General features: G+C 38.6%; 21 protein-coding genes. 8 read left to right on the plus strand and 13 right to left on the minus strand.

Translation table 11 applies throughout. The features are described 5' to 3' along the window. Positions 1-3 precede the first annotated feature (3 nt). Genes ACN1CD_RS03555 through ACN1CD_RS03575 form a run of 5 tightly spaced genes read right to left on the minus strand, consistent with a single transcriptional unit; the run spans position 4 to position 4,715 of the window. Positions 4-981 carry an AAA family ATPase gene (locus ACN1CD_RS03555; protein ID WP_419128871.1) on the minus strand — a complete coding sequence of 326 codons (978 nt, stop codon included), beginning with the start codon at positions 979-981 and terminating at the stop codon, positions 4-6. After that, positions 962-2,152 carry a DUF4350 domain-containing protein gene (locus ACN1CD_RS03560; RefSeq protein ID WP_419128872.1) on the minus strand — a complete coding sequence of 397 codons (1,191 nt, stop codon included), beginning with the start codon at positions 2,150-2,152 and terminating at the stop codon, positions 962-964. Before ACN1CD_RS03560 ends, ACN1CD_RS03555 begins: the two co-directional genes overlap by 20 nt. After that, entirely contained in the window at positions 2,149-2,883 is a 735-nt protein-coding gene (locus ACN1CD_RS03565; protein WP_419128873.1) for a DUF4129 domain-containing protein, read from the minus strand. The genes ACN1CD_RS03560 and ACN1CD_RS03565 overlap by 4 nt, the downstream gene beginning before the upstream one ends. A 1-nt stretch (position 2,884) precedes the next feature. Beyond that, positions 2,885-3,760: a hypothetical protein gene (locus tag ACN1CD_RS03570; protein ID WP_419128874.1), complete on the minus strand. Its 876-nt coding sequence runs from the start codon at positions 3,758-3,760 to the stop codon at positions 2,885-2,887. A 1-nt stretch (position 3,761) separates the two neighbouring features. Beyond that, positions 3,762-4,715 (minus strand): stage II sporulation protein M, encoded by a 954-nt coding sequence (locus tag ACN1CD_RS03575; protein ID WP_419128875.1) that lies wholly within the window; start codon positions 4,713-4,715, stop codon positions 3,762-3,764. Between the two features lie 141 nt (positions 4,716-4,856). Between ACN1CD_RS03575 and ACN1CD_RS03580 the strand changes: the two genes are divergently transcribed. Further along, positions 4,857-5,600, plus strand: coding sequence for an RDD family protein (locus ACN1CD_RS03580; RefSeq protein ID WP_419128876.1), 744 nt, complete (start codon positions 4,857-4,859; stop codon positions 5,598-5,600). A gap of 6 nt (positions 5,601-5,606) precedes the next feature. On the opposite strand, the gene ACN1CD_RS03585 is transcribed toward ACN1CD_RS03580, so the two are convergent. From ACN1CD_RS03585 to ACN1CD_RS03605, 5 genes are all read right to left on the minus strand, one after another. Then, positions 5,607-5,933: a DUF2752 domain-containing protein gene (locus tag ACN1CD_RS03585; RefSeq protein WP_419128877.1), complete on the minus strand. Its 327-nt coding sequence runs from the start codon at positions 5,931-5,933 to the stop codon at positions 5,607-5,609. Positions 5,934-5,941: 8 nt separating this feature from the next. Further along, entirely contained in the window at positions 5,942-6,457 is a 516-nt protein-coding gene (locus ACN1CD_RS03590) for a DUF5684 domain-containing protein (protein WP_419128878.1), read from the minus strand. An 84-nt stretch (positions 6,458-6,541) separates the two neighbouring features. Next, positions 6,542-7,198 carry an SGNH/GDSL hydrolase family protein gene (locus ACN1CD_RS03595; protein ID WP_419128879.1) on the minus strand — a complete coding sequence of 219 codons (657 nt, stop codon included), beginning with the start codon at positions 7,196-7,198 and terminating at the stop codon, positions 6,542-6,544. 134 nt (positions 7,199-7,332) lie between these two features. Beyond that, entirely contained in the window at positions 7,333-8,061 is a 729-nt protein-coding gene (lipB, locus tag ACN1CD_RS03600; RefSeq protein ID WP_419128880.1) for a lipoyl(octanoyl) transferase LipB, read from the minus strand. An 11-nt stretch (positions 8,062-8,072) separates the two neighbouring features. Then, complete coding sequence (locus ACN1CD_RS03605; protein ID WP_419128881.1) at positions 8,073-8,720, minus strand: 4'-phosphopantetheinyl transferase family protein; 648 nt, start codon at positions 8,718-8,720, stop codon at positions 8,073-8,075. A 72-nt stretch (positions 8,721-8,792) separates the two neighbouring features. On the opposite strand from ACN1CD_RS03605, the gene dcd reads away from it, so the two are divergent. From dcd to purD, 5 genes are all read left to right on the plus strand, one after another. Further along, a complete protein-coding gene (gene dcd, locus ACN1CD_RS03610) occupies positions 8,793-9,329 on the plus strand; it encodes a dCTP deaminase (RefSeq protein ID WP_419128882.1) in 537 nt (178 codons plus the stop codon). 80 nt (positions 9,330-9,409) lie between these two features. Continuing rightward, positions 9,410-12,103 carry a TonB-dependent receptor plug domain-containing protein gene (locus ACN1CD_RS03615; RefSeq protein WP_419128883.1) on the plus strand — a complete coding sequence of 898 codons (2,694 nt, stop codon included), beginning with the start codon at positions 9,410-9,412 and terminating at the stop codon, positions 12,101-12,103. 65 nt (positions 12,104-12,168) lie between these two features. Further along, on the plus strand, positions 12,169-12,930 hold the full coding sequence (locus tag ACN1CD_RS03620) for an enoyl-CoA hydratase/isomerase family protein (protein ID WP_419128884.1): 762 nt from the start codon (positions 12,169-12,171) through the stop codon (positions 12,928-12,930). Positions 12,931-13,121: 191 nt separating this feature from the next. Then, positions 13,122-13,976 carry an SDR family oxidoreductase gene (locus ACN1CD_RS03625; RefSeq protein ID WP_419128885.1) on the plus strand — a complete coding sequence of 285 codons (855 nt, stop codon included), beginning with the start codon at positions 13,122-13,124 and terminating at the stop codon, positions 13,974-13,976. Positions 13,977-14,232: 256 nt separating this feature from the next. Beyond that, positions 14,233-15,504 (plus strand): phosphoribosylamine--glycine ligase, encoded by a 1,272-nt coding sequence (gene purD / locus ACN1CD_RS03630; protein WP_419128886.1) that lies wholly within the window; start codon positions 14,233-14,235, stop codon positions 15,502-15,504. Positions 15,505-15,588: 84 nt separating this feature from the next. Here purD and ACN1CD_RS03635 read toward each other — a convergent pair whose 3' ends face one another. Further along, on the minus strand, positions 15,589-16,734 hold the full coding sequence (locus ACN1CD_RS03635) for a redoxin domain-containing protein (protein ID WP_419128887.1): 1,146 nt from the start codon (positions 16,732-16,734) through the stop codon (positions 15,589-15,591). A gap of 70 nt (positions 16,735-16,804) precedes the next feature. Beyond that, the gene (locus ACN1CD_RS03640; protein ID WP_419128888.1) at positions 16,805-17,986 is read right to left on the minus strand and encodes a formimidoylglutamase; all 1,182 of its coding nucleotides are present in this window, start codon (positions 17,984-17,986) and stop codon (positions 16,805-16,807) included. A 71-nt stretch (positions 17,987-18,057) separates the two neighbouring features. Here ACN1CD_RS03640 and ACN1CD_RS03645 point away from each other — a divergent pair, with 71 nt between their 5' ends. Beyond that, positions 18,058-19,020 carry an NAD-dependent epimerase/dehydratase family protein gene (locus tag ACN1CD_RS03645; protein ID WP_419128889.1) on the plus strand — a complete coding sequence of 321 codons (963 nt, stop codon included), beginning with the start codon at positions 18,058-18,060 and terminating at the stop codon, positions 19,018-19,020. Continuing rightward, entirely contained in the window at positions 19,020-20,321 is a 1,302-nt protein-coding gene (locus ACN1CD_RS03650; RefSeq protein WP_419128890.1) for an HAD-IB family phosphatase, read from the plus strand. The genes ACN1CD_RS03645 and ACN1CD_RS03650 overlap by 1 nt, the downstream gene beginning before the upstream one ends. 1,770 nt (positions 20,322-22,091) lie before the next feature. Here ACN1CD_RS03650 and ACN1CD_RS03655 read toward each other — a convergent pair. Beyond that, a complete protein-coding gene (locus tag ACN1CD_RS03655; protein ID WP_419128891.1) occupies positions 22,092-23,381 on the minus strand; it encodes a voltage-gated chloride channel family protein in 1,290 nt (429 codons plus the stop codon). Between the last annotated feature and the right edge of the window lie 10 nt (positions 23,382-23,391).

Here is a 23,391-nt window from a genome sequence, read left to right on the forward strand (position 1 = left end):
GAACTACCTCGGTACCTCTATTTTTTTAATAATTTGATGAACGATATCACTTGTGGTTAAACCTTCCATTTCCTTTTCTGGCGACAATAAAATCCGGTGGGCCAATACAGGAACAGCAACGGCAATAATGTCATCAGGCGTTACAAAATCGCGATTCTGTATGGCTGCCAGCGCCTTTGCACTATGTACAATGGCTAAAGATGCCCTTGGCGATGCCCCTAGATACAAGGATGGATTATTGCGGGTTTCATTTACAATCTTGGCAATAAATTCCAATAGCTTAGGTTCTACAAATAAGTTGCGGATAATTGATCTGGCTTCCTGGATTTGTTGAACAGATAAAACAGGCTTTACATCTGCAGCCAGACTTTTATTCACCAAGGTATGCTGTGCCATTAAAATGGCTGTTTCCTCTTCGAGAGATGGATATTTTACTTCGATTTTAAATAAGAAACGATCTAACTGCGCTTCCGGCAAACGATAAGTTCCTTCCTGCTCGATGGGATTTTGTGTGGCCAACACCATAAAAGGTTCGTCCATTTGATAGGTTTCACCATCAATCGTTACCTGGCGCTCTTCCATCACCTCAAATAAAGCCGATTGCGTTTTTGCGGGTGCACGGTTTATTTCATCAACCAAAATAATATTTCCAAAAATTGGACCTTTTCTAAATTCAAAATCACCAGATTTGGTATTAAAAATAGGTGTACCCAGAACATCAGATGGCATTAAATCTGGCGTAAACTGAACCCTGGAAAACTGTGCGTCAATAGATTTAGCCAGTAATTTGGCGCTTAAAGTTTTAGCCACACCCGGCACACCTTCAATCAGAATATGTCCATCGGCAAGCAGGCCAACAATTAAAAAATCGATAACCTGTTTTTGTCCGATAATGATCTTGCCTAGCACACTTCTGATCTGTTCTACAGCCGCATTCAGGGCGGTTAAATCTGTGCGTGGGTTAAATTGTTCCTGCTCCATGGCGTTGCGTATTTTTATAAAACTGTTCTATACTGTCGTTTAAGATGATGAGTTCATGGTCGCTTACGCTAGCCATGGTTGGTATTTGCATAAAATATCGTGTTAATGTTTTTGCAGATGGCTCATTAATTCCTGTTTTCTCCATTAATAACTGTGAAAAATTAGGGTCTATTTCATTTGTTTTAAGGTAATACCTCGATCGTAAATGCTCTAGAAAATAATTGATTTTCTTCATGGCAATATCTTGATTATTCCGTTCATGATAGTAAACGCTGCCCACAACATTTACAAATTCTACGGAAGCATTCGTCATCGGATCAATGATTGGGATAATGCGTTGCTTACGTTTAATTTCAAAAAGGACGAAGATAATCAAGCTGAAAATGGTAAGGTAATAAGCCCATTTCAATTCCGGATGTGCAAAGAAAACTCTCAAAACATCTGTTGTCTCATTTTTTTGTGCCGAAAAATATTCATCCAGAATGATGGTCTTGCTGTTTTGAAGATAACTTAAAGTCTTGCCAGCATATTCTGCACCGTATTTATCAAGCAACACAAAATTGGTGTAAAAACCAGGTTCGGCAATGAGATAAAGTGATCCCTGGCCAAAATCATATTTAATAAAATTGGGTTGATTAGAAGAATTAATCCCCAAAACAGTTACCTTTTTTAAATTAAGCTTAGTAAAATACTGACTGCCTATGCCGCGCTCGAAACCATAATTAGCATCGGTTTTTAAATTTGGATTGGTAAAATTCAATGAACTTCCTTTCGCTGACATTGAGCTGGCAGTGTTAAATTTCAACGTTTTCTCCAGTTTGCCAAAATCATAGCTTGCAATAAATACATCGTTGCCATCCTGGATATATTTTTTAAGCTGATCAAAGTCATGGTTGGCTAGATCCACTTTTTGAGCCACAATTAAATAAGCAGATTGCTTAAACTGTTTGTTTTTTAGCGTATTGTAAATCGGAACTTTTGTTCGGCTTACTGTTGCTTTCGGCGTAATATCTTTAATTCTGTTATGGAGAATATAGGTGCCGTAAGGAATTTTATCAGTAGAAAGATAGGTAGGCGCCCAATTGGTTGGCGTGGGTTTGTTGTATTGTGCAACAAGATAAGCCAGGATTACGATTAGCCCAAGCGCGAAATAAATTTTGAAGCCTCTCATTTAATCTGATTATTAAACTGGTTAAATGATTGTTTTATAGGTTCAAACTTATTGGCATCTATCGGGAAATCTCCATACCAGATATAATCAAACTGAAGCGTGAGTTCACTAAAATTGCTCTTTAATTCTGGTTGGCTAATTTCAGTTAAATAGTTGTAATTGGTTTTGTCTGGTTGCCATTTAATAATCTGTGCATCGCTAAGTTTTTTTAATGCCCGTAAATAAAGTAACCTTACCGCAAGGCGGAATTTGCCTTCGCCCACCAAACGTTGTAATTCTTTGTCGTAATCTATTTCGTGGATATTCTCATTCAGAACATCGTAAGGTAAGATGGTTTCCAATGGTTTTTTGCTAAAGATGTTTTTCGCCCCAATTATTTTGATAATCAGAAAAGCAAGTAAAGCAATTCCCAAACCAATAAAGAAATATTTCGAAACCGTGTTAGATGCTGCGCCAACAAATAATTTTCCGATCATATTCCAAAACCACATCCAGAATCTCTCCCATAAGGATAGTTGTCTGCTTTCTACCTCATCGTATTGAAATTCCTTTTGTTCTTTAAAATCGCTAATGGCACGTTTGTCAAATTTTGAAGGCGTAATTTTACTGCTGTCTGTTTTGATCAGCCGTTCCTCCTGTATAGGTTTAACCACCTGAACTTGCGCATTACCGATTATTGGTGCAAGACAGAGTAAGGAAATTAAAAAATATTTTGGCAGAAATTTCGGCATTTTAGTATTCTTCGGGGCGGGTATCGATTGGTTTTTCTGTGTTTCCGAAATTGGAGATGCGTTCCATCAAACCTATACTTTCCTTTTCTTCAACCAGGTTAAAGTACATTAAAGACACCGTGATAATAGGCACAATGGTAAATACCTGGCAAAGCGACTGTAGTATAGTGGTGATCATGGTTAATGTTAATGACATTTGCGGACCCTTGTTGGAGAACATTCCGAGCATACTAAATAAGGTAGTAGGCAGAACAATTAAGGTGGTACAAGCATAAACAATAATCCAGATTACCATTAAAGTGCCGAATGTAACCCAGAAATTATCTTTAATAATGTGGAAACTTCTGCTAAATGAATACGATAAATTAGAATTTTCGATCACCATAATCGGAAACATCATCGCTATAAAAGGAAACAGGTAGAAACCAGGTACAAGGCAAAACAGGAAGCCAATAACCAATAATAGCATCAATAAAAAAGAACTTCCAAAAACCCGGAAGAAATAATATTTAAAGAATCCCCAAACTTCTTCCAGCGTTGGAGTTTGATTTCCTTTCTGAACATAGATTGCAATGTAAGAAAGGATGGCAACCGTCATGCTGGCATAGCTGGCAAATGAGAAGGTAATGGATAAAAAATACTCAACCCCATATAGACCTATACCACTTGTTTGCCTCATGTTGCCCACTGTATTAATCACATTAACCATTTTAACCTGTTGCAATAAAAGAGTAGCCATGCTGGCCAACACAAATAGCCCGCAAAAGGTAAAGTAAGTTTTAATAAGCGGCTTAATATTTTGCCTGATGAAAGTGAAGGTGTCATTAATTACCTGTCCAAAATCTCTTCTTTTCTTAAATTCAACGGTTTCAGTCATGTTAATTGATTGGTGCTAATTTGCGATTAATTTTGGCTGGATAGATAAAAACGTACCAGATGATAAATGCAGCTGACGATAATAAAATGATTAAGCTCATGATCATTGGCATTTCGGTATGGCGGGTTACAAAGCTCTCAAAGAAAGCGGCTACAATGAAAATTGGAATCAAGCCCAGAACTATTTTTAAGCCTTGTTTTGCCCCTCTTAGAGTAGATTCCATTCGAGTATAGGTTTTAGGGAAAAGGAAACTGTTTCCGAGAACCAAACCGGCAGCTCCTGCTAAGACAATGGCTGAAATTTCCAGCGTTCCATGGATCCAGATCACCAGAACAGATTGTAAACCCAATCCTTTGCTGAAAAAGAAATATTGAAAAGAGCCAAGCATGATGCCGTTTCGAAATAATGAAACAATGGAGCCAAAGGAAAAAATGATACCCAATACAAAGGTGTATAATGCTACGTAAATGTTATTTGCTCCAATTTGTAAGAACATCAGAAACTCATTCTGTTGTTTATAAACCCCAAAGGGATCGCCTTTCGCAATATTCTCATTGGTCATATTTACATAACCATCGCCCATAATTAAGCGAACGAAAGTGTCATCGTATTTTGCAGATAAGGCGCCAATTGCACAGGATATGAGGAAAAATGCCAATGCATAAAAAATCTGTTTTCGATGCTGAAAAAAAATCAATGGTAGTTCAGTTTTCCAGAAATAAAGGAAGCGATTTGATTTTTCTTTTTTATTCTTATAAACCGATTGATGTAGTTTGGAGGCTAGTCCGTTGAGGTAAGCAGTAGTTTTTGATTTAGGGTAAAATGTTTTCGCATAGGCCAGATCATTGGTAATTTCGATAAACTGGTTGGCAATTTCATCAGGATTAGCCTGTTGGATGCCTTCGAAGTATTTCCACTTTTCTGTATTCTGCTTAACGAATAATGCTTCTCTCATTTAATGGTCTGCCAAATCTTGGGGTAAAATAGTTAAATTTTAACAGATACAAAAGACTGATGTTTAACATTGATCAGTAATTATAGAAAAAAATTAATTTGGGTTAACTACTTTATCCTTAAAAAAAATTATGTTTGAGAAATGGATACCATCAAAATCAGCACTGCACAGAATATCGATATTGAGTATGAGATAGCGGGGTTAGGTGAACGCATTGCGGCAAGATGTATCGATCTGGCTGGCTTCGTTGTACTCTATTTTTTAGCCATGATTATTGGGCTAATTGGAGCTATAGGCCTATCTCAGGCAAGTTTTTACATCGCATTAATTGGCTTTGGGGTATTATTTGTTTTTTATGATTTAGTTTGTGAACTTTTCATGAACGGACAAACTTTTGGTAAGAAAGCACTTAAAATAAAAGTAATTAGTTTAGATGGTGCTCAGCCTACATTCGGACAATATATCTTCAGGTGGCTGTTCAGAATGGTCGATTTTGGCATCCCCTTTGGTTGGGGGGTAGTGGCATTGGTATCGGTTGTCATCACTAAAAACCACCAGCGTGTAGGCGACATTCTTGCAAAAACGACATTGATAAAAACCAGGCCACGCACTCAAATCGAAAATGTAGCTTTTAGTTTTGCTTTGCCAGATGAATATCAGCCCGTGTTCAAAGAAGTTCTTCACCTTAATGACAGAGATATTGAACTGGTTTACGAAGTATTAACAGGTTACTATCAAACAGGAAATCCACAATTGATTTATTCCATGACGGCTAAAATTAAGGAACATATTTTAACCACAATCCCAGCAGGGATGAATGAACTACAGTTTTTAGAAACCGTAATGAAAGATTATAAGCACTTAACTTCTAATACGAATGTTTAGTCAAAGTTAGTGGCTTAGCATTTTATAGAAATAGGAAATCATTACAAAGTTCCCGACGATAATAAAAAGTGTTTTAAGTGCTAATGATTGATGCTTAGTTGGAAACTTGTATAATAATCCCGTACAAATAAAAAGAAATATTAAAGGAATTGTAGAAGGGTAAAGCGACCAGCTTGTATGGAAATCGCCTTTAAATAGCGCTATTAACGATCTTTGGAAACCGCATCCAGGGCAATCAATTCCAGTTAAAGCTTTAAAGGGGCAAGATATTAAATGATTTTGCAACCAATCAAAAAAGTTGATTAGGTTGCAAAATATAAATGTTATTATCATCAAGATCTTTAAACATTACCAGAACCATCATTTGGATTTGATTGGTCACCAAATGGATTGTTAGGCTTGTTGAACGGATTGTTCTGATTATTAAATGGGTTATTTGGATTATTGAAAGAATTATTTCCAAAGCCTCCATTTTGAGCCTCAGCAGCTGATGGGCCTAAATACTTAGCATCTCCGAAGCCTAAAATTGGCCAGAAAATGTATGGAAATAAAATCATTCCTACTGTAAATCCTTCTGATTTACCAAAGCTTTTACTTACCAAGTTGTATAGCCAGATGATAAAAACGAAATTTACACAAGGAAGTATCAACCACAATACCCAGATCATAGGCTTTCCAACAATCTCTATTAGAATTATAAAGTTGTAGATTGGTATAATAGCAGCCCACCCAGGTTTGCCTGCTTTTTCAAAAACTTTCCACATGCCAATAACCCATACGGCAATTATTGCCAAATATAGGATTACCATACCCGTTCCAATTCCTGCGGCTATACCGCTAGCTTCATACTCATTCATAATTTTCTGTTTTTTTAAGGTTTTAATGTAAATAGTTAAGCTAAATTAAAATTTTTATTTACAATAACAGATAAATTTGTCTAACTATTTAAGCGCATTCAAAACCTTTGGTGATAATTCTGAAGCCCAGTTGGCATACATTTTCCCGCTCGGGTGCAAGCCATCTTTCGCCACTAATCCTAAATCTGTAGCAGCATTTTTGGATGCAGGAGTAATATCAGTATAACTCACCCCTGCGGCAATTGTTATTTCACTGTTTGCAGCATTAAAACTATCAATCTCAGTGGCGATAACTTGTGGACTTTTATAGAAACCTTTAGCAGATGGAGTAGCACCCCAATCTGGAATAGAAACCGCGAAAACACGATCTTTCCTGCCATTGGCAAAATTAATAGCGGTTTGTAATAGTGCTGAAAATTCTTTTTTATAGGTATCTAAGGGGTAACCTCTATATTGATTGTTTACGCCAATTAATAGTGTTATGAAGTCGTATTTCTTGATTAGATTAGCTTGCTTAATTCCATTTTGTAATTCGTCAGTTGTCCAGCCGGTTGTGGCAATAATTTGTGGAGCTGCTACATTTACGCCTTTTTCTTTTAACAGGCTTTGCAGCTGAAATGGAAAAGATTCCTGTTGCATTACAGATTCGCCAATGGTATAAGAATCGCCCAGGGCGAGGTAAGAGAAGGTACCTGATGGAGCAGGAGATGTTACTATAGGTTTTGTTTCTGTGACAGGCATATTTTTTTCCTTACTGCAGGCCGAAGTTAACAAAGAAAATAAAATAGCAGGAAATAAAAATCTCATAACAACATTTACGCAAAACCGTTAATAAAGGTTTTAAGTTGATCATGGTTATAGTATAAGATCAAGCTTTAAATAAGCTCCATTTTAAAAAGATCAGCAATATGATTTTTCAATTTTGCTTTCACTTCTTCCATATCCAGCGCGTAACCAAGTTCTTTTTCTAAAGAAGTAACCGCTTTATCATCGATGCCGCAGGGTACAATATTTTTAAAATAATCGAGGTTTACATTCACGTTAAAAGCAAAGCCATGCATGGTTACCCAACGACTGCAACGAACGCCCATTGCACAAATTTTTCTGGCCTGATCGTTATCTGGATCTAACCAAACCCCGGTATAGCCAGGATAGCGGCCAGATTCGATGCCATAATCTTTTAATGTCAAAATAACTGCTTCTTCCAGGGTGCGGAGATATAGGTGGATATCAGTAAAAAAATTATCAAGATCCAGAATCGGATAGCCAACAATCTGGCCAGGTCCGTGGTAAGTAATGTCTCCGCCGCGGTTAATTTTATGGTAAGTGGCATGTTTCTCTTTCAGGCCTTCCTCATCAAGCAGTAAATTTTCGGGATGGCCACTTTTACCTAAAGTATAGACATGAGGATGTTCATTAAAGATCAGATAATTAGGTGTTGGTAAGTGAGTGCCGTTTACCCTGTTCTCCGTTTTAATGGCAACAGTTTTATTCAGCAGGGCTTCCTGTTTATCCCAAGCCTCCTGATAATCGGTTAAGCCCCAATCAATAAATTGCGTAGGTGCCAGTTTTATTTCCACAGCCTTTTCTTCCAACTCACTCATTTTCTAAAATTTTATGCCTTGTTAGCTACATAACCTAACATGTAACCATCTTTTGTTTTAAAATAGTTAACTGTTAAAGCCCTTGTTCCGCCAGGTAATTCTACAATTGCACTTAAACTACCTTCGGCCTTTAGTTTAAAAGGTTTAATGTGAATATCCCGTTTAAACTCCAGTCCCTTTTTGCCATGCCATTTGTATATGGCTTCCTTTGCACACCAGGCAACATAAAGACCTTCCGTATTATTGCCGATTTGCTTTTGAGCAAGTTCAATATCACTTAAAAACTTATGTTTAATGCTTTTTATTTTGTGTTTAATCAGTTCAATATCAACACCAACGGCGAATTCTTTACTAATCATCACTGCTGCATAATCATAAGAGTGACTTAATGAAATCTGGTACTCGGAATTTACCAGGTAAGGTTTGCCATCCTCATCAAACTGGCAATCAATGTATTCGGTTGTATTGAGCAGGGTGCGCAACAAAAGCCGCGTGCTTAACCAGTGTAAAAGCCTTTTGCCGTTATTAAATGAAGAGATCAGATCAAGTTCATGTTGCTTTAATTGTAGGCCAGCCAACATTTCTTCTTCGGTTTCTTCAATTTTCCAGATCGCCAGAACCGAATGGTCATCAATATTTTTATTATAAACTATTGGCATTTATAAAATTGGAGATTAGCATGCAAAATTATCTTAATTAATTGATAATTTAGGCCAAAAATACGCATAAAAATGATATTATCTGACAAAAGGATATTAGAAGAAATTGATAAGGGTACAATTATAATTGAGCCATTTGATCGGGAATGTTTGGGAACGAATTCTTATGATGTACATTTAGGAAAATACCTGGCTACCTATAAAAGCCGGATTCTGGATGCCAAGGCACACAATGAAATTGAACATTTCGAAATTCCTAAAGACGGTTATATTCTTCATCCGGGAACATTATACTTAGGCGTAACTTTAGAGTATACCGAAACCCATAGCCATGTGCCTTTTCTGGAAGGTAAAAGCAGCACCGGACGTTTAGGTATTGATATTCATGCAACTGCCGGAAAAGGCGATGTTGGTTTCTGCAATACCTGGACTTTAGAAATATCTGTTGCACAACCCGTTAAAATTTATGCTGGTATGCCAATCGGACAATTAATTTATTTTGTGGTTGAAGGAAATATCGAAACCATGTACAATTCTAAGGGCAACGCCAAGTACAATAATAAAACTACCCGCCCTGTAGAAAGCATGATGTGGAAGAATAAGTTCTAGTATAAATTTCATGTGATCTTCATTATAATATGCCTCGGGTTTTGTACCTTGAGGCATATTTTTATTATAGTCACTATCGAATGAAATTCAGAATCACGCTCATTATCAGTTTCCTATTAATCATTTTTGGCTTCTCTGCTTTTAGAATGGATGATGATCCATTTACGCAGCTCCTGAAAAAGCTTGATGACTATACGAATAAATTTCCACAGGAAAAGGTTCACCTCCATTTAGATAAACCATACTATGCCATTGGAGACGATATTTGGTTCAAAGCCTATATTGTAGATGCAAAATCTGCCGCTCCATCGGTATTAAGTGAAATACTTTATGTGGAATTGATTAATGAAAAAGATTCTGTAAAAAAACAACTTAAACTGCCTGTGGTGAGTGGCATTACCTGGGGCGATTTTAAATTGCCTGATTCCCTCTCAGAAGGAAATTATCGCATCAGGGCGTACACCAATTACATGCGGAATTTCGGGACAGCATTTTTCTTCGATAAAGCCATAAAAATAGGAAATAGCTGGGCAAACAAAGTTTTTACCGAAACTAAATACGATTTCAAAAAAGAAAATAACACAGATCGGGTTACAGCTACCATTCACTTTGCAGATAAAGACGGAACCGCTTATAAGGATAATGAAGTCAGTTATGATGTTCAGCTGGATTATAAATCGGTTGAAAAGGGCAAAACGAAAACGAATTCAAATGGCGAAGCAGTCATCACTTTTGTAAACACAAATGGGCTTACCAGTAAAAGCGGGAAGATTGTTGCCACGATTACCTTGGAGAATAAACAGAAGGTAATCAAGTCGATCCCAATCACTGCTACCTCCAATGATATTGATGTTCAGTTTTTACCTGAAGGTGGAAATCTGATCGAAAATCTGCCGCAGAAAGTGGCGATCAAGGCCGTTAATGCTGCGGGCCATGGTGAAAATGTAAAAGGAGTAGTGGTAGATGAGGCAGGTGCTGAAGTAACCGCTTTCGAAACCGCTTATTTAGGGATGGGCAATTTTATTTTTAATGCTCAGGCCGGTAAAACCTATACGGCTAAAGTTAAGTTTGCCGATGGTTCTTCGAAAGACTTCAAAATGCCTATGGCTCAAAAAAGTGGTTATGCCATCACCATTAATAATCTGGATACCGGGAAAGTCTCGCTCAAGATTATGTCGAGCGAAAACTTAGTGAATGGAGCAGAGCTGAAGATTGTTGCACAACAAGCTGGAAACGTGTTCTATGTTTCCAAAGCGAAAATGGAAAAACAAGTCTTGATGGCTAACATCTCGAAAAAGAAATTGCCGGGGGGAATTGTTCAGTTCACACTTTTCTCCAGTGATAATCAGCCCATCGCAGAAAGATTAATTTTTATAAAAAATAAGTCCGACCTATTAGATGTTACACTCAATACTTCACAGGTCTCGGCCAGTAGAAAAGGGAAAACAACATTTAGCTTTGATGCTACTAATCAGCAGAAACCAGCCTTGGGTAGTTTCTCTGTAGCGGTTACAAACGCAGGTAAGGTTGCGCCGGATGAAGATAATGAAACGAACATTTTAACCTCATTACTGTTAACATCTGATTTGATTGGTTACATCGAAAAACCCAATCATTATTTTTTAAGTGATGACCTCAATACAGAGAAGGAACTCGATAACTTATTATTAACGCAAGGCTGGAGAAGATTCCTATGGAAAAACATCATTAGTGGCGCCGGACCATCAATAACCTACAAGGCAGAAAAATCTTTAGCCATAAGTGGTACTGTGATGAAAGGAAATAAACCTGTTATTGGTGGAAAAGTGATGTTGATGGCCACAAAAGGATCTGTTTTTATTATCGATACGGTAACTAATGCTGAGGGTAAATTTGTTTTTGATAACCTCAATTTCGGAGACAGTACCAAATTTGTGGTACAAGCCAGAACTAAAACGGAGCGTAAATTTGTTGATATAAATGTAGATGTGGTTCCCGGGCAGGTGGTAATGAAAAGCAAAAACAATGGAGATATTGAAATCAATGTGAACAATAGCCTGATGAAATACATTAAAGAAAGCGATAATTACTTTAGTGAAATGACGCGGTTGGGTCTATTAGAAAGAACGATTAAACTGGAAGAAGTAACCATCACCGAAAAGAAAAATCCGGCGAAGAATTCTGCAAATTTAAATGGTGCAGGTCGTGCAGATTATATCCTCACCAGTGAAAATTTATCAACATGTATTACGTTGTCTCAATGTTTACAAGGTCGCTTACCCGGCGTAATTTTTCGTGGAAACATTCCTTATTTAATGCGGAGCCAGAACACCCCAATGTCTATTGTTTTAGATGGAATGCGTGTAGAAGCTGAGTTTTTAGATAATATTGTTCCAAATGATGTAGAAACTATCGAATTATTAAAAAGCATTGGTAATACGGCAATTTATGGCTCGCAGGGTGGAGGCGGAGTACTGATAATCACCACAAAACGTGGCGGAGGAACATCAAATTACAATCGCTATGCACCCGGAATTGTGAGTTTAAGTCCGAAAGGATTTTCAGTTTCAAGAGCATTTTATTCGCCATTATACGATGATGTAACGACCAATAATACGCGTAAAGATTTGCGCTCAACCATTTATTGGAATCCACAAGTTGTTGCCCTGAAAGATGGAAAAGCAAAATTTGAGTTCTATAATGCAGATGAAGCCGGACAATACCGCGTAGTAATTGAAGGAATAGACGCTGAAGGCCATTTAGCAAGAAAAGTTTATACTTATGAGGTTAAATAAAGAAAAATAAATAAATTTGATTATTATGCAAGCATAGTGATTATTGATATTTAACAGCCATTACCATGAATACAATTAAAGTAAGTGTAAAAGATCGCCTGGCAACCATTACACTCGATAAAGGAAAATCAAATGCCTTAGGTCGTGAGTTAATTACAGAGCTTGATGATATGCTTAAAAATATCGCTGCTGATGCGAATATTGGCGGGGTAATCTTAACAGGAAAGGCGCCGTTTTTTTCTGCCGGATTGGATTTAATAGAACTCTACGGTTATAATGAAGCAGAAGCAAAATCATTTTTTGAACTGTTTTTTAATTTTACCGCAAACCTTGTTTCATTTAAAAAACCAATGGTTGCGGCCATTAGCGGCCATAGTCCGGCGGGCGGCTGCGTAATTGCGCTGGCTTGCGATGCCCGTGTAATGGCCGAAGGGCAATATATTATCGGACTGAATGAAGTGCCCGTTGGTATCATCGTTCCAAATAGTATTTTCCAGTTATATTCTTTCTGGATAGGAAAGGGAGAAGCGGCCCGCAGTTTGCTAACAGGAAAACTTTTCAGTCCTGAAGAAGCTTTAAAAATTGGTTTGGTTGATGAACTGGTGAAAAACGAAAGTTTACTCACTGCCGCAGAGCGAAAAATTAAAAAGTTTATGGAACTGGAAAGTAATACCTGGTCACAAAGTAAACTTAATATCCGCGAAGAATTAATTTCGGCAATGACAGCCGATCAATCTGCTACTTTAGAAAAAATGCTGGCACAATGGTGGTCGCCAACAACACGCCATATCCTGGAAACAATTTTAGCTAATTTGCAGAGGAAGTAGTCAGTTGGCCGTTTTCAGTTTGCAATTGGCAGTTAGCGGTTGATAGTTTCAATTAACAATTTGCAGCTAGCAATTTTCAGTTTATCGGATACCTATTGCCAATTTCCCGTTTTCCATTATCCAACATCCATTACCAATTACCCATTTTATCATCTAATTAAATAATTCGTATGTTAACCTATAACTCCCCAATGCTTAGAGAAAATGCTTTAAAAGGCAAAACCATTGTAATTACCGGCGGTGGTACAGGTTTAGGTAAGGCAATGGGAATTTACTTCTTAAAACTAGGTGCTAATTTGGTGATCACAAGTCGTAAACAGGAAGTTCTGCAAAAAACTGCAGATGAGATGGAAGAAAAAACCGGAGGTAAGGTGCTGGCTGTAGCGTGTGATGTTAGGGATGCAGAACAGGTAGATCACGTACTTGCGAAAACATTGGAGCGTTTTGGCACTGTTGATGTTTTGCTGAACAATGCTGCGGGTAATTTTATTTCACCAACCGAACGTTTATCAGCAAATGCTTTCTCATCGATTATTGATATTGTTTTAAAAGGAACCGTAAACTGTACTTTGGCTTTTGGAAAACATTGGATCAAAGAAAAACAATCGGCTACCGTACTAAATATTATTACTACCTATGCTTTTACAGGTTCTGCCTATGTGGTACCTTCTGCCTGTGCCAAGGGAGGCGTTTTAGCATTAACCCGATCTTTAGCCGTAGAGTGGGGTAAATACGGTATCCGAACCAATGCTATAGCCCCGGGACCATTTCCAACAAAAGGTGCCTGGGAAAGGTTATTGCCAGGAGATTTGGCAAAGAAATTTGATTTCAAAAATCGTGTGCCCCTTAAAAGGGTAGGCGAACACCAGGAATTGGCAAACCTCGCTGCATTTCTGGTCAGTGATTTTTCAGGTTATATAAATGGCGAAGTAATTACCATAGATGGTGGTGAATGGCTACAGGGAGCAGGTCAGATGAATGGCTTAGAGGCTATTCCCAATGAAATGTGGGATATGTTGGAGCAAATGACGAGAAGCGCTAAATAAGGTAAGAGGTAACATGGATAAGGTAAGATGGAGAAGGTAAGAGGGGAGATGGGGAAGGTTAATTTCCCACTTTCTATTTCCCATCGCTGAAATTTCTATTTTATAGTGTTGTGACACTTAATATTTTATTGGGCAAATGTCTTTACACTGGCATCTTGATACTTGATACTCACATCTTGATACTAGCCCCCATCCCTACCTATACCATTTTCCATCTCCCATCCTCCATCTCCCATTTTTATTTATCTTTGCCGATATGAATATCTTACTTTTAGGTTCAGGCGGCAGAGAAAGTGCATTTGCCTGGAAAATGAGCCAGTCTTCGCACTGCGATAAATTGATTATTGCACCAGGAAATGGCGGTACAGGCGTTTATGGCACCAACATTAACATCAACGTAAATGATTTCGATTCAATCAAAAAGATTGTTTTAGCTGAAAATATTGAGTTAGTAGTTGTAGGTCCCGAAGAACCTTTGGTTAATGGTATTCACGATTTTTTTCTGGCAGATCAGGCCATTGCCCACATCCCGGTAATCGGACCTAAAAAAGAAGGGGCCATTTTAGAAGGAAGCAAAGATTTCTCCAAACAATTTATGGAGCGTCATGGCATCCCCACTGCTGCCTCGAAATCTTTCACCCCCCAAACTTTAGAAGATGGCCTGGCCTATTTAGAAACACATGCATTACCTGTGGTTTTAAAAGCCGATGGTTTAGCTGCGGGTAAGGGGGTTTTAATTTGTACTGAAACGGTAGAAGCACAGGAAGAACTAAAGTTAATGCTTGGTGGTAAGTTCGGTGCGGCGGGTGCAACGGTTGTAATTGAAGAATTTTTAAGTGGTATAGAACTTTCAGTTTTCATTTTAAGCGATGGTGAAAACTATGTTACCCTTCCATCGGCAAAAGATTATAAGAGAATTGGTTTAGGCGATACGGGTTTAAATACGGGTGGCATGGGGTCGGTTTCTCCGGTTCCATTTGCTACGCCAGATTTCTTGCAAAAAGTAGAAGAACGCATTATCAAGCCTACAGTAGAAGGTTTAAAGAAAGATAATATTGATTACACCGGTTTCATTTTCTTCGGATTAATTAAAGTAGGTGATGATCCATTTGTGATTGAATACAATGCCCGTATGGGTGACCCGGAGACAGAAAGTGTAATTCCCCGTATCGAAAATGACCTGGTGGAGTTATTCCTGGCAACAGCCAATAAACAATTAAATCAGGTTAATTTGGTAATCTCTGAACAAACTGCTGCAACTGTAATGATTGTTGCTGGTGGATATCCCGGAGAATATTTAAAAGGTAAAGCCATCAGCGGGATTGAAAATTTACGCCATTCAAATGCTTTCCATGCTGGAACACTTTTGGATAACGATGTGGTGAAAACCAATGGTGGGAGAGTAATTGCGATTACCAGTTTGCAGAAAGATTTGTTCACTGCTTTACAATCAGCCACTGCTGATGCAGGTAGAATTTACTTCGATGGAAAATATTTCAGAGAAGATATTGGTTTTGATTTAGTGTAATTTATCAAAAATAAAAAGGCCGCAGATTCGCAGATTTTAGTTAAATAATCTGCGAATCTGCGGCTTTATCTTTAGGGAGTAATCTTATTTAGATTTGCTTCCCAATAACTCCTGAAGCTTAGTTTGCAAAGCTTCTTCTCTTAAGCCTTTAGCAATAATTTTTCCAGTTGGATCAATCAGGAAGTTTGCCGGAATGGACTGAATGCCATACATTTTGGCAACCTCATTATCCCAAAATTTCAAATCTGATACATGCGTCCAGGTTAATTTATCATCAGCAATTGCTTTTAACCAGGCATCTTTTTTACCCGGGCGATCTAAAGAAACACCTAAAACAGTAAATCCTTTATCTTTAAATTTATTGTAAGCTACTACCACATTTGGGTTTTCCTGGCGACAAGGGCCACACCATGATGCCCAGAAATCAACCAGCACATATTTCCCTTTAAAATCCGATAACTTCACTGGCTTGCCAGCAGTATCGGTTTGCGTAAAATCCATCGCCATTGCGCCAACAGCAGTTTTTCGCCCTGCTTCAAATAATTGGGTAAGCTTATTGCCAACTGGAGTAGTTTTTAATTCAGGAGATAAGCCAGCAAAAGCTTTTTCTGCTGCAGCTGCTTGTTCAGGGTCGTTAGCCAGCTGGCCAATCGCATTCAAGCTGATATATGATTTTGGGTTAGCGCTGGCAAACTGTAACAAAAGTGGCGTCATTCCTTCAGCAGCTTTGTCGTAGCGACCCCTCAGGTCATCCATCTTTTCCTTATTTTGCTTTTGTTCTGGAGTATAACCATTATATTCCTCATTAATTGCCATCAACTGATCATTTACTGGTTTGGTTAGGTCTTTTAATTTTTTTGCATCATCATTTACAGGAGAACCAGTAATGCTTGCATTTTTTAAAGAATCTGCCGCCTTTAGCTTAATGTTTCCAGGCTCTAGATAAATGGCTAAACCATCTAGTTTTTCACCTTGTGCTGGGCGATTCACAAAAGGATTTTTGTTTAAATATAAACTTCCCTGTGCCGGGCTGGCAACAGTTCCTTTAAAGGCGAAAGCACCGTTGGTTACGGTAGTAGAATCGGTAATGTTTTTTCCATCGCCCTGGTAAATCAGGTAAATTTTATCCCCAGTTTTCAGGCCTTTTATTTCACCATTCACTGTAAATGGTTTTTGTGCGAATGCGGCAAGAGGCAACAGTGCCAATGCAGATAAGAATATTTTTTTCATGGGTTGGTTTGGTTTAACTGATTCAAAGATAGTTATATTGTATTCCTTTAACGAAAATAGGCGGTTAAAATTATGATAGCTTTTGATAGGTTCTCCACCATAAATCGGGCATTTCACCATTCACAGCTGTTTGATAATCTTCATAGCGGCAAGGTACCAGGTGATAGCGTTCATTTTTAGATTGACCTGATGGATAAGGAACCTGCATCCACCAGCGATCGGATTTTTTGCTTTTTACGAACATCATTTCTCCGGAACCATCATTTAAACTGGTTCGGTAAATCATAAACTGCGATTTTGGCGTCAGTGGAAAATCTTTTTTTCGTGCATAAAACCCTTCAACAAAATACCAAACCATTTGGGCCAGTAAAAATGCAGTTTGACCGTTATTGTCGTAAGCAGGATTAAACTCGTAGAAACCGATAGAAGTTAGCTTATCATTCATGCCCGCATATCTGGAAATTCGGCAGGCTTCTTCACCATCAAAACCATTTGGTGTAGTGTTTGCATTTGCTGCAGCATCAGCCGAACGGATCGATCCTAAATCGAAACTGATCATGTTCGCGTTGCGGATAATTGGTTCTGTTAAGGTAATGTCCTGCGCAAATTCGCCCAGGCGGTGTACATCAAAATACAATTTATCCATCACACTCAGGCTTTCCTGGTTCACAAAATAAGTCTGATAACCAACATTGCTATAGTTGAATAAGAAGTTCGGTTGATGTAAGAAAATCTTGTTTAAATAACAATCAGAGCGGGTTTCAATGCCGTCGCTTTCATCATCACCAATATCAAACTGATTATCTATTACTACTAAATCAACTTTCTGCTCTAAATCTTCATAACCTAAATACTGCGCATAGGTTAAATCTTGTCCGCCACCAATAATAATAGGAATAATGTCTTTTTTAATCAGCTCAGACACCACCATTTTAATGGCAATATAAGTGTCAGCTATGGTTGCCCCATGTTTGATATTGCCTAAATCAACAATCCGGCTGATAAATGCGCCTTCATTTAATTTATAGAATTTCTCTCTGAAATAATCAGGAGCCAATGCACAACCCTCATTGTTTACCGCACCTCGCCCGTCAAGGACACCAATAATGGCTAAATCATAGGTATTCTCTTCAAAATCGGGAAAAGATGTGCTGTGAATGTGTGCTTTTAAACCCAGCTGACTGGTGAAAAAACCTTGCTTGGGGGTGAAACTATCGGGGTTTACCGGGGAAAAGAAATCCGTTAACGACATATATTTAAAACTCTCGCCTCAAATATCTATTTTTGAATGCGTATTTCCACATATAGCTCGAAAAAAATAAAATGATACTGGTAACCGGAGGAACAGGATTTTTAGGTGCTGAATTGCTAAAACAGCTCACTGATCAAGGTTTAGCTGTTCGCGCTTTGAAGCGGGAAAAATCTAAAATCCCTGCTTTAATTCAGGATAATGCATTGATTGAGTGGTTCAATGCTGATATTAATGAGCCAGCTACGCTCGAAGAAGCGTTCGAAGATGTTACGCAGGTATACCATTGTGCTGCCTTTGTATCTCTTAGTTCCAAGCATAAAAAACAATTATTTCACGTCAATATAGATGGTACCTCAAATTTAGTTAATCTTTGTGTGGAGCATAATTGCCGCCTATTACATGTCAGCTCCGTTGCTGCTTTAGGTATTGCCAAAAAAGATAAACAGATCACAGAAAAAAACTTTTGGGAGTATGATTCTAAAGCACATGCCTACGGGCTTTCGAAATATGAAGGCGAAATGGAAGTTTGGCGTGGAATTAACGAAGGCCTGGATGCTATAATTGTGAATCCATCAATAATTATAGGTAAAAATGCAGGTTTTGAAGGCAGTGGTGCCATCTTCAAACTGGTAAAAGATGGTTTTTCATTTTATACCACCGGTGCATCTGGTTTTGTAGCTGTTGAAGATGTAGCCAAATCCATGATCCTGTTAATGGATGCTGAAGTTTCTGGTGAACGATACATTATCTCAGCAGGTAACATCCATTATAAAGACTTATTTACCGAGATTGCGAATGGTTTTGGTGTGAAGGCACCAACCAAAGAAGCCAAACCCTGGATGCTTGGTCTAGCCTGGCGGGCACTAAAAATAGCTTCATTATTTTCCAGAGAAGAACCATCTATAACCAAAGATACCGCCACAAGCAGTATAACCCTAAGTTACTATAACAACAATAAAGTAATTGAACAAACTGGGATAACTTTTAAACCAGTGCGTGAATGCATAACAGAAATTACCCAATATTTGAAATAATGCCCAAACAAAAAGCGTATTACATTATCGATTTCGATAGCACTTTTACCCAGGTAGAAGCGCTTGATGAACTCGCCAGAATCTCTTTAAAGAACCATCCTGATAAAGAGGCTATTTTCCAGAAGATAGAAGACTATACCAATTTTGCCATGGAAGGGAAACTTTCCTTTTCTGAAAGTTTAGCACAGCGGGTGAAATTACTGGAGGCCAATGAAGATCATCTTAAATTACTGATCAAACACCTCAAGAAAAAGGTTTCTACCTCATTCTCACGCAATGCGGAGTTCTTTAAAAAGCACGCTGATGATGTACTGATTGTTTCTGGCGGTTTTAAAGAGTTTATCACGCCGGTGGTAAGTCAGTACCACATTAAAAAAGAAAATATTTATGCCAATACTTTCGTTACCACAGGTGATGGAAACATTATCGATTACGATCATGCTAATCCGCTAAGCGAAGAAGGTGGAAAAGTAAAGTTATTGCAGCATCTGAAGTTAGAGGGAATGCTCTTCGGAATCGGAGACGGTTATTCTGATTTTCAATTGCGTGAAAGCGGCTTGATTAATAAGTTTTTTGCTTTTACAGAGAATATTGCACGTGAAAGTATTGTGGCGAAAGCAGATCATGTTACGCCAAGTTTCGATGAGTTTTTATATGTAAATGATTTACCTCGTGCCATTTCCTATCCGAAAAATAGGATTTTATGTTTGGTGATTGGTGATGTAGATCCGGCAACAATAGCCATCTTAAAAAATGATGGTCTTTCCATTAGACAAAAAACTTCTTTTGAAGAAAAGTATGTGAAGGATGTTGGAATCATCATTTTGGCAAACGGCGAGAAGTTAGATAACGAGCAATTAAAAAATGCAGTTAAATTAAAAACCATCGGTTATTTAGGAAGCGCGAAAAATAAATTTGACTTCGATTTATGTACCAGGCAGGGAATTGTTGTTTTTGATGATCCAAAAAGCAACCCCCGCAACATCGATTTTATTCCCAAACGCGTGGCAGATTTTATGAATACGGGTGCTACTTACCTCAGCAGCAATTTCCCGAATTTGCAGTTGCCTAAAATTGATAAATCTCATCGTTTGATCCACATCCATAAAAATGTACCTGGCATTATGGCGAAAATTAACACGGTGTTTGCAAAACATGATATCAACATTGTAGGGCAATTTCTGATGACTAATCCGGAAATTGGTTATGCCATTACAGATATCAATGCACAGTATGATAAACAATTGTTCAAATCGCTTAAGAAAATTGAACATACCATTAAGTTTAGGGTGTTGTATTAGGAAACTGATCAAAAAACCGTCATTGCTGAGGTACGAAGCAATCTTAATGCGATTGTCATTTGCGTTGATTTATCTCGTCCTGGCCGGACGGGCTCTCTTCTTTGGGCAACCAAAGAAGCAAAGTTGCCGGCTCGCAATTTTTCTATCCAAGTCAGTAGTTTGGCTTGGTTAGCGCCATCCCGAAAAATTGACCATGCCGGTCTAAAAGCAGAACGAAGAAACGGCGGTTTGGCCCTGCCGGGTGGCTAAACGATCGCCATTCCCTCCTCCGGAGGGGTGCCTGAAAGGCGGGGTGGTAAAATTGTAATCTGCTTATTTTGTCTCCGCTATTGCCACGAAGCAATCTTAATGCAATCGCTATATGCGTTGAGTCGTAGCGAGACGCTACAACCAGATTTTGGTTATAGCGATTGCTCTTTGCATCATGTAAACAAACATTAATAACTTCCAATATTCTAACCCAAGTAAGAAAAGTCTTTTACTTTTCGTACTTAAAAGGGATTTATCTCGTCCTGGCCGGACGGGCTCTTCTTCTTTGGGCAACCAAAGACCAGCGGAGCTAGCTTGAACACAAAATAACCAATAAATGCAAGTGAAAACCCAAAGTTGCCGGCTCGCAATTTTTCTTTGGAAGTCAGTAGTTTGGCTTGTTAGTGCCAAGCCCGAAAAATTGACCATGCCGATCTAAAAGGAGAACGAAGAAACGGTGGTTTGGCCCTGCTGGGTGGCTAAGCGATCGCCATTCCCCTCCTTTGGACTATCGTGTGGACACATTTTCCAGGCGTGGTTTTCTCTGCATTTTGCTAACCAACTTTAATAAAAAATTAGGCCTTACCGAAGAGCGCCGTCAATCCCAAGGGCCGGTGAAATCAAAAAAACAGTTGTACAATAGTAAAAATAGCACTAACAAACCTTAAACGCAGTGGTTTTGTGTTCATAATTTCAGGTTCGAAGCTTAAAAGAATATGAACACAAAACGAAGTGCCCGCTGTTTTTTTGATGTGTTTGGGATTTGCGAAAGGCCCATAGCTGGATTGACAAAGCGTTTTGGGTACTTTGGCGCTCCAAAGTACCATGCCTCCGCGGCAAAGAGCGGGAAAAAGATCTTTATAAATTAATTGTGTCCACACGATAGTCCTCTGGAGGGGTGCCTGAAAGGCGGGGTGGTAAATTGGTAACCTGCTTATTTTATCTCCGCCATTGCCACGAAGCAATCTTAATGCGATCGATATATGTATTGAGTCGTAGCGAGACTACGACCAGATTTTGGTTATAGCAATTGCTCTTTGCATCATGTAAACAAACATTAATAACTTCCAATATTCTAACCCAAGTACGAAAATGTCTTTTACTTTTCGTACTTAAAAGGGATTTATCTCGTCCTGGCCGGACGGGCTCTCTTCTTTGGGCAACAGAAGACCAGCGGAGCTAGCTTGAACACAAAATAACCAATAAACGCAAGTGAAAACCCAAAGTTGCCGGCTCGCAATTTTTCTTTGGAAGTCAGTAGTTTGGCTTGGTTAGTGCCATCCCGAAAAATTGACCATGCCGGTCTAAGAGCAGAACGAAGAAACGGTGGTTTGGCCCTGCTGGTTGGCTAAGCGATCGCGATTCCCTCCTCCGGAGGGCTGCCTAAAAGGCGGGGTGGTAAATCCGTAATCTGCTTATTTTATCTCCGCTATTGCCACGAAGCAATCTTAATGCAATCGCTATATGCGTTGAGTCATAGTAAGACGCAACAGCTAGGTTTTATCAAAGCTAATTTTATTTCTACCTTAAAAACTGATGCTTTTTAATACGAAATCTTTGAAAATGACCAATGGCTTGTGATTTGTAAATCCCGGAATGACCAGAAAAGAAGTAGGCAGTAATACAGGCAAGGGCAATGTAAACTGCAGATTCCATCCCAAATAATTCCATTCCCATTAAAATGCAAGCTAAAGGCGTATTTGCAGCACCAGAGAAAACAGCAACAAAACCCATTCCTGCCAGTAAGCCTACTGGAAGCGGAACGTAAAAACTTAGGAAACTTCCAAGCGTTGCACCAATAAAAAATAGCGGTGTTACCTCGCCACCCTTAAAACCACAGCCTAATGTTAATGCCGTTAAAAAAAGTTTAATTGCAAACGCATAATAGGCTTGTTGATGGGTAAAAGATTCCAAAATTACCGGAATACCTAATCCGATAAACCTAGTATTTCCCAACAAGTAAATGATCCCAACCAAGAACAATCCTCCAATAAAAGGTCTGATGGGTGGATATTTAATTAGGCTAAAAATATGCGAAAAGGTATGATTTAAAGTTGAGAAACTTCTTGCTATCAAACCAAAAATGATTCCAACACCAAGCGATAACATCAGGTTAATGAAACTCATGTGCGGCACCAATCCAATGGAATAATGCGTATGGCCAACGCCCCAGGCTTTGCAAGTATAATCTGCAATTAAGGCTGTAATCAGTGATGGTAATACGGCTGAATACATCAGACTTCCCAATACAAAAACTTCGAGCCCAAAAACGGCACCTGCCAGTGACGTTCCAAAAACTGAAGCAAAACCTGCACTAATGCCACAGATTAAAATGATTTTTCGGTCTGCAGTTTGCAGTTTGAATTTTTTAGTCAACTGATCTGCAAATGCCCCCCCAATCTGTACCGCCGTACCCTCTCTCCCTGCAGAACCGCCAAACAAATGGGTAATGATTGTTCCAGCAAAGATTAAAGGAGCCATGAGGAATGGAATTACCTTTTTAGGGCTTTGTAATTCTTCAATCAGAAGGTTATTTCCCTTCACAACGTCTTTTCCCCAATAGTGATAACTCATGCCAATGGCTAATCCTGCCAAGGGCAAAAAAGCAATAATCCATAGGTGACTTTCTCTAAAATTAGTCGCCCAGTTCAGTGTTACTAAAAATAAGGCAGAGGCTGATCCAACTAGCCCGCCGATAAGTGTGGAAAAAAATACCCACTTTAGGATATTTATTAAATGTGATCTAAAATCTTGCTTTATAAAGCGATTGAAAAACAGAAGAAATCCTTCTGTTAAATTTTTAACAGGCATTTGAATTCAA

This window comes from Pedobacter sp. N23S346 (assembly GCF_048515415.1).
Classification (GTDB): Bacteria; Bacteroidota; Bacteroidia; order Sphingobacteriales; family Sphingobacteriaceae; genus Pedobacter.

Coding starts and splice junctions, on each gene's coding strand:
- ACN1CD_RS03555 (WP_419128871.1), bottom strand. CDS start 981: ATGGAGCAGGAACAATTTAACCCACGCACAGATTTAACCGCCCTGAAT.
- ACN1CD_RS03560 (WP_419128872.1), bottom strand. CDS start 2,152: ATGAGAGGCTTCAAAATTTATTTCGCGCTTGGGCTAATCGTAATCCTG.
- ACN1CD_RS03565 (WP_419128873.1), bottom strand. CDS start 2,883: ATGCCGAAATTTCTGCCAAAATATTTTTTAATTTCCTTACTCTGTCTT.
- ACN1CD_RS03570 (WP_419128874.1), bottom strand. CDS start 3,760: ATGACTGAAACCGTTGAATTTAAGAAAAGAAGAGATTTTGGACAGGTA.
- ACN1CD_RS03575 (WP_419128875.1), bottom strand. CDS start 4,715: ATGAGAGAAGCATTATTCGTTAAGCAGAATACAGAAAAGTGGAAATAC.
- ACN1CD_RS03580 (WP_419128876.1), top strand. CDS start 4,857: ATGGATACCATCAAAATCAGCACTGCACAGAATATCGATATTGAGTAT.
- ACN1CD_RS03585 (WP_419128877.1), bottom strand. CDS start 5,933: ATGATAATAACATTTATATTTTGCAACCTAATCAACTTTTTTGATTGG.
- ACN1CD_RS03590 (WP_419128878.1), bottom strand. CDS start 6,457: ATGAATGAGTATGAAGCTAGCGGTATAGCCGCAGGAATTGGAACGGGT.
- ACN1CD_RS03595 (WP_419128879.1), bottom strand. CDS start 7,198: ATGCCTGTCACAGAAACAAAACCTATAGTAACATCTCCTGCTCCATCA.
- lipB (WP_419128880.1), bottom strand. CDS start 8,061: ATGAGTGAGTTGGAAGAAAAGGCTGTGGAAATAAAACTGGCACCTACG.
- ACN1CD_RS03605 (WP_419128881.1), bottom strand. CDS start 8,720: ATGCCAATAGTTTATAATAAAAATATTGATGACCATTCGGTTCTGGCG.
- dcd (WP_419128882.1), top strand. CDS start 8,793: ATGATATTATCTGACAAAAGGATATTAGAAGAAATTGATAAGGGTACA.
- ACN1CD_RS03615 (WP_419128883.1), top strand. CDS start 9,410: ATGAAATTCAGAATCACGCTCATTATCAGTTTCCTATTAATCATTTTT.
- ACN1CD_RS03620 (WP_419128884.1), top strand. CDS start 12,169: ATGAATACAATTAAAGTAAGTGTAAAAGATCGCCTGGCAACCATTACA.
- ACN1CD_RS03625 (WP_419128885.1), top strand. CDS start 13,122: ATGCTTAGAGAAAATGCTTTAAAAGGCAAAACCATTGTAATTACCGGC.
- purD (WP_419128886.1), top strand. CDS start 14,233: ATGAATATCTTACTTTTAGGTTCAGGCGGCAGAGAAAGTGCATTTGCC.
- ACN1CD_RS03635 (WP_419128887.1), bottom strand. CDS start 16,734: ATGAAAAAAATATTCTTATCTGCATTGGCACTGTTGCCTCTTGCCGCA.
- ACN1CD_RS03640 (WP_419128888.1), bottom strand. CDS start 17,986: ATGTCGTTAACGGATTTCTTTTCCCCGGTAAACCCCGATAGTTTCACC.
- ACN1CD_RS03645 (WP_419128889.1), top strand. CDS start 18,058: ATGATACTGGTAACCGGAGGAACAGGATTTTTAGGTGCTGAATTGCTA.
- ACN1CD_RS03650 (WP_419128890.1), top strand. CDS start 19,020: ATGCCCAAACAAAAAGCGTATTACATTATCGATTTCGATAGCACTTTT.
- ACN1CD_RS03655 (WP_419128891.1), bottom strand. CDS start 23,381: ATGCCTGTTAAAAATTTAACAGAAGGATTTCTTCTGTTTTTCAATCGC.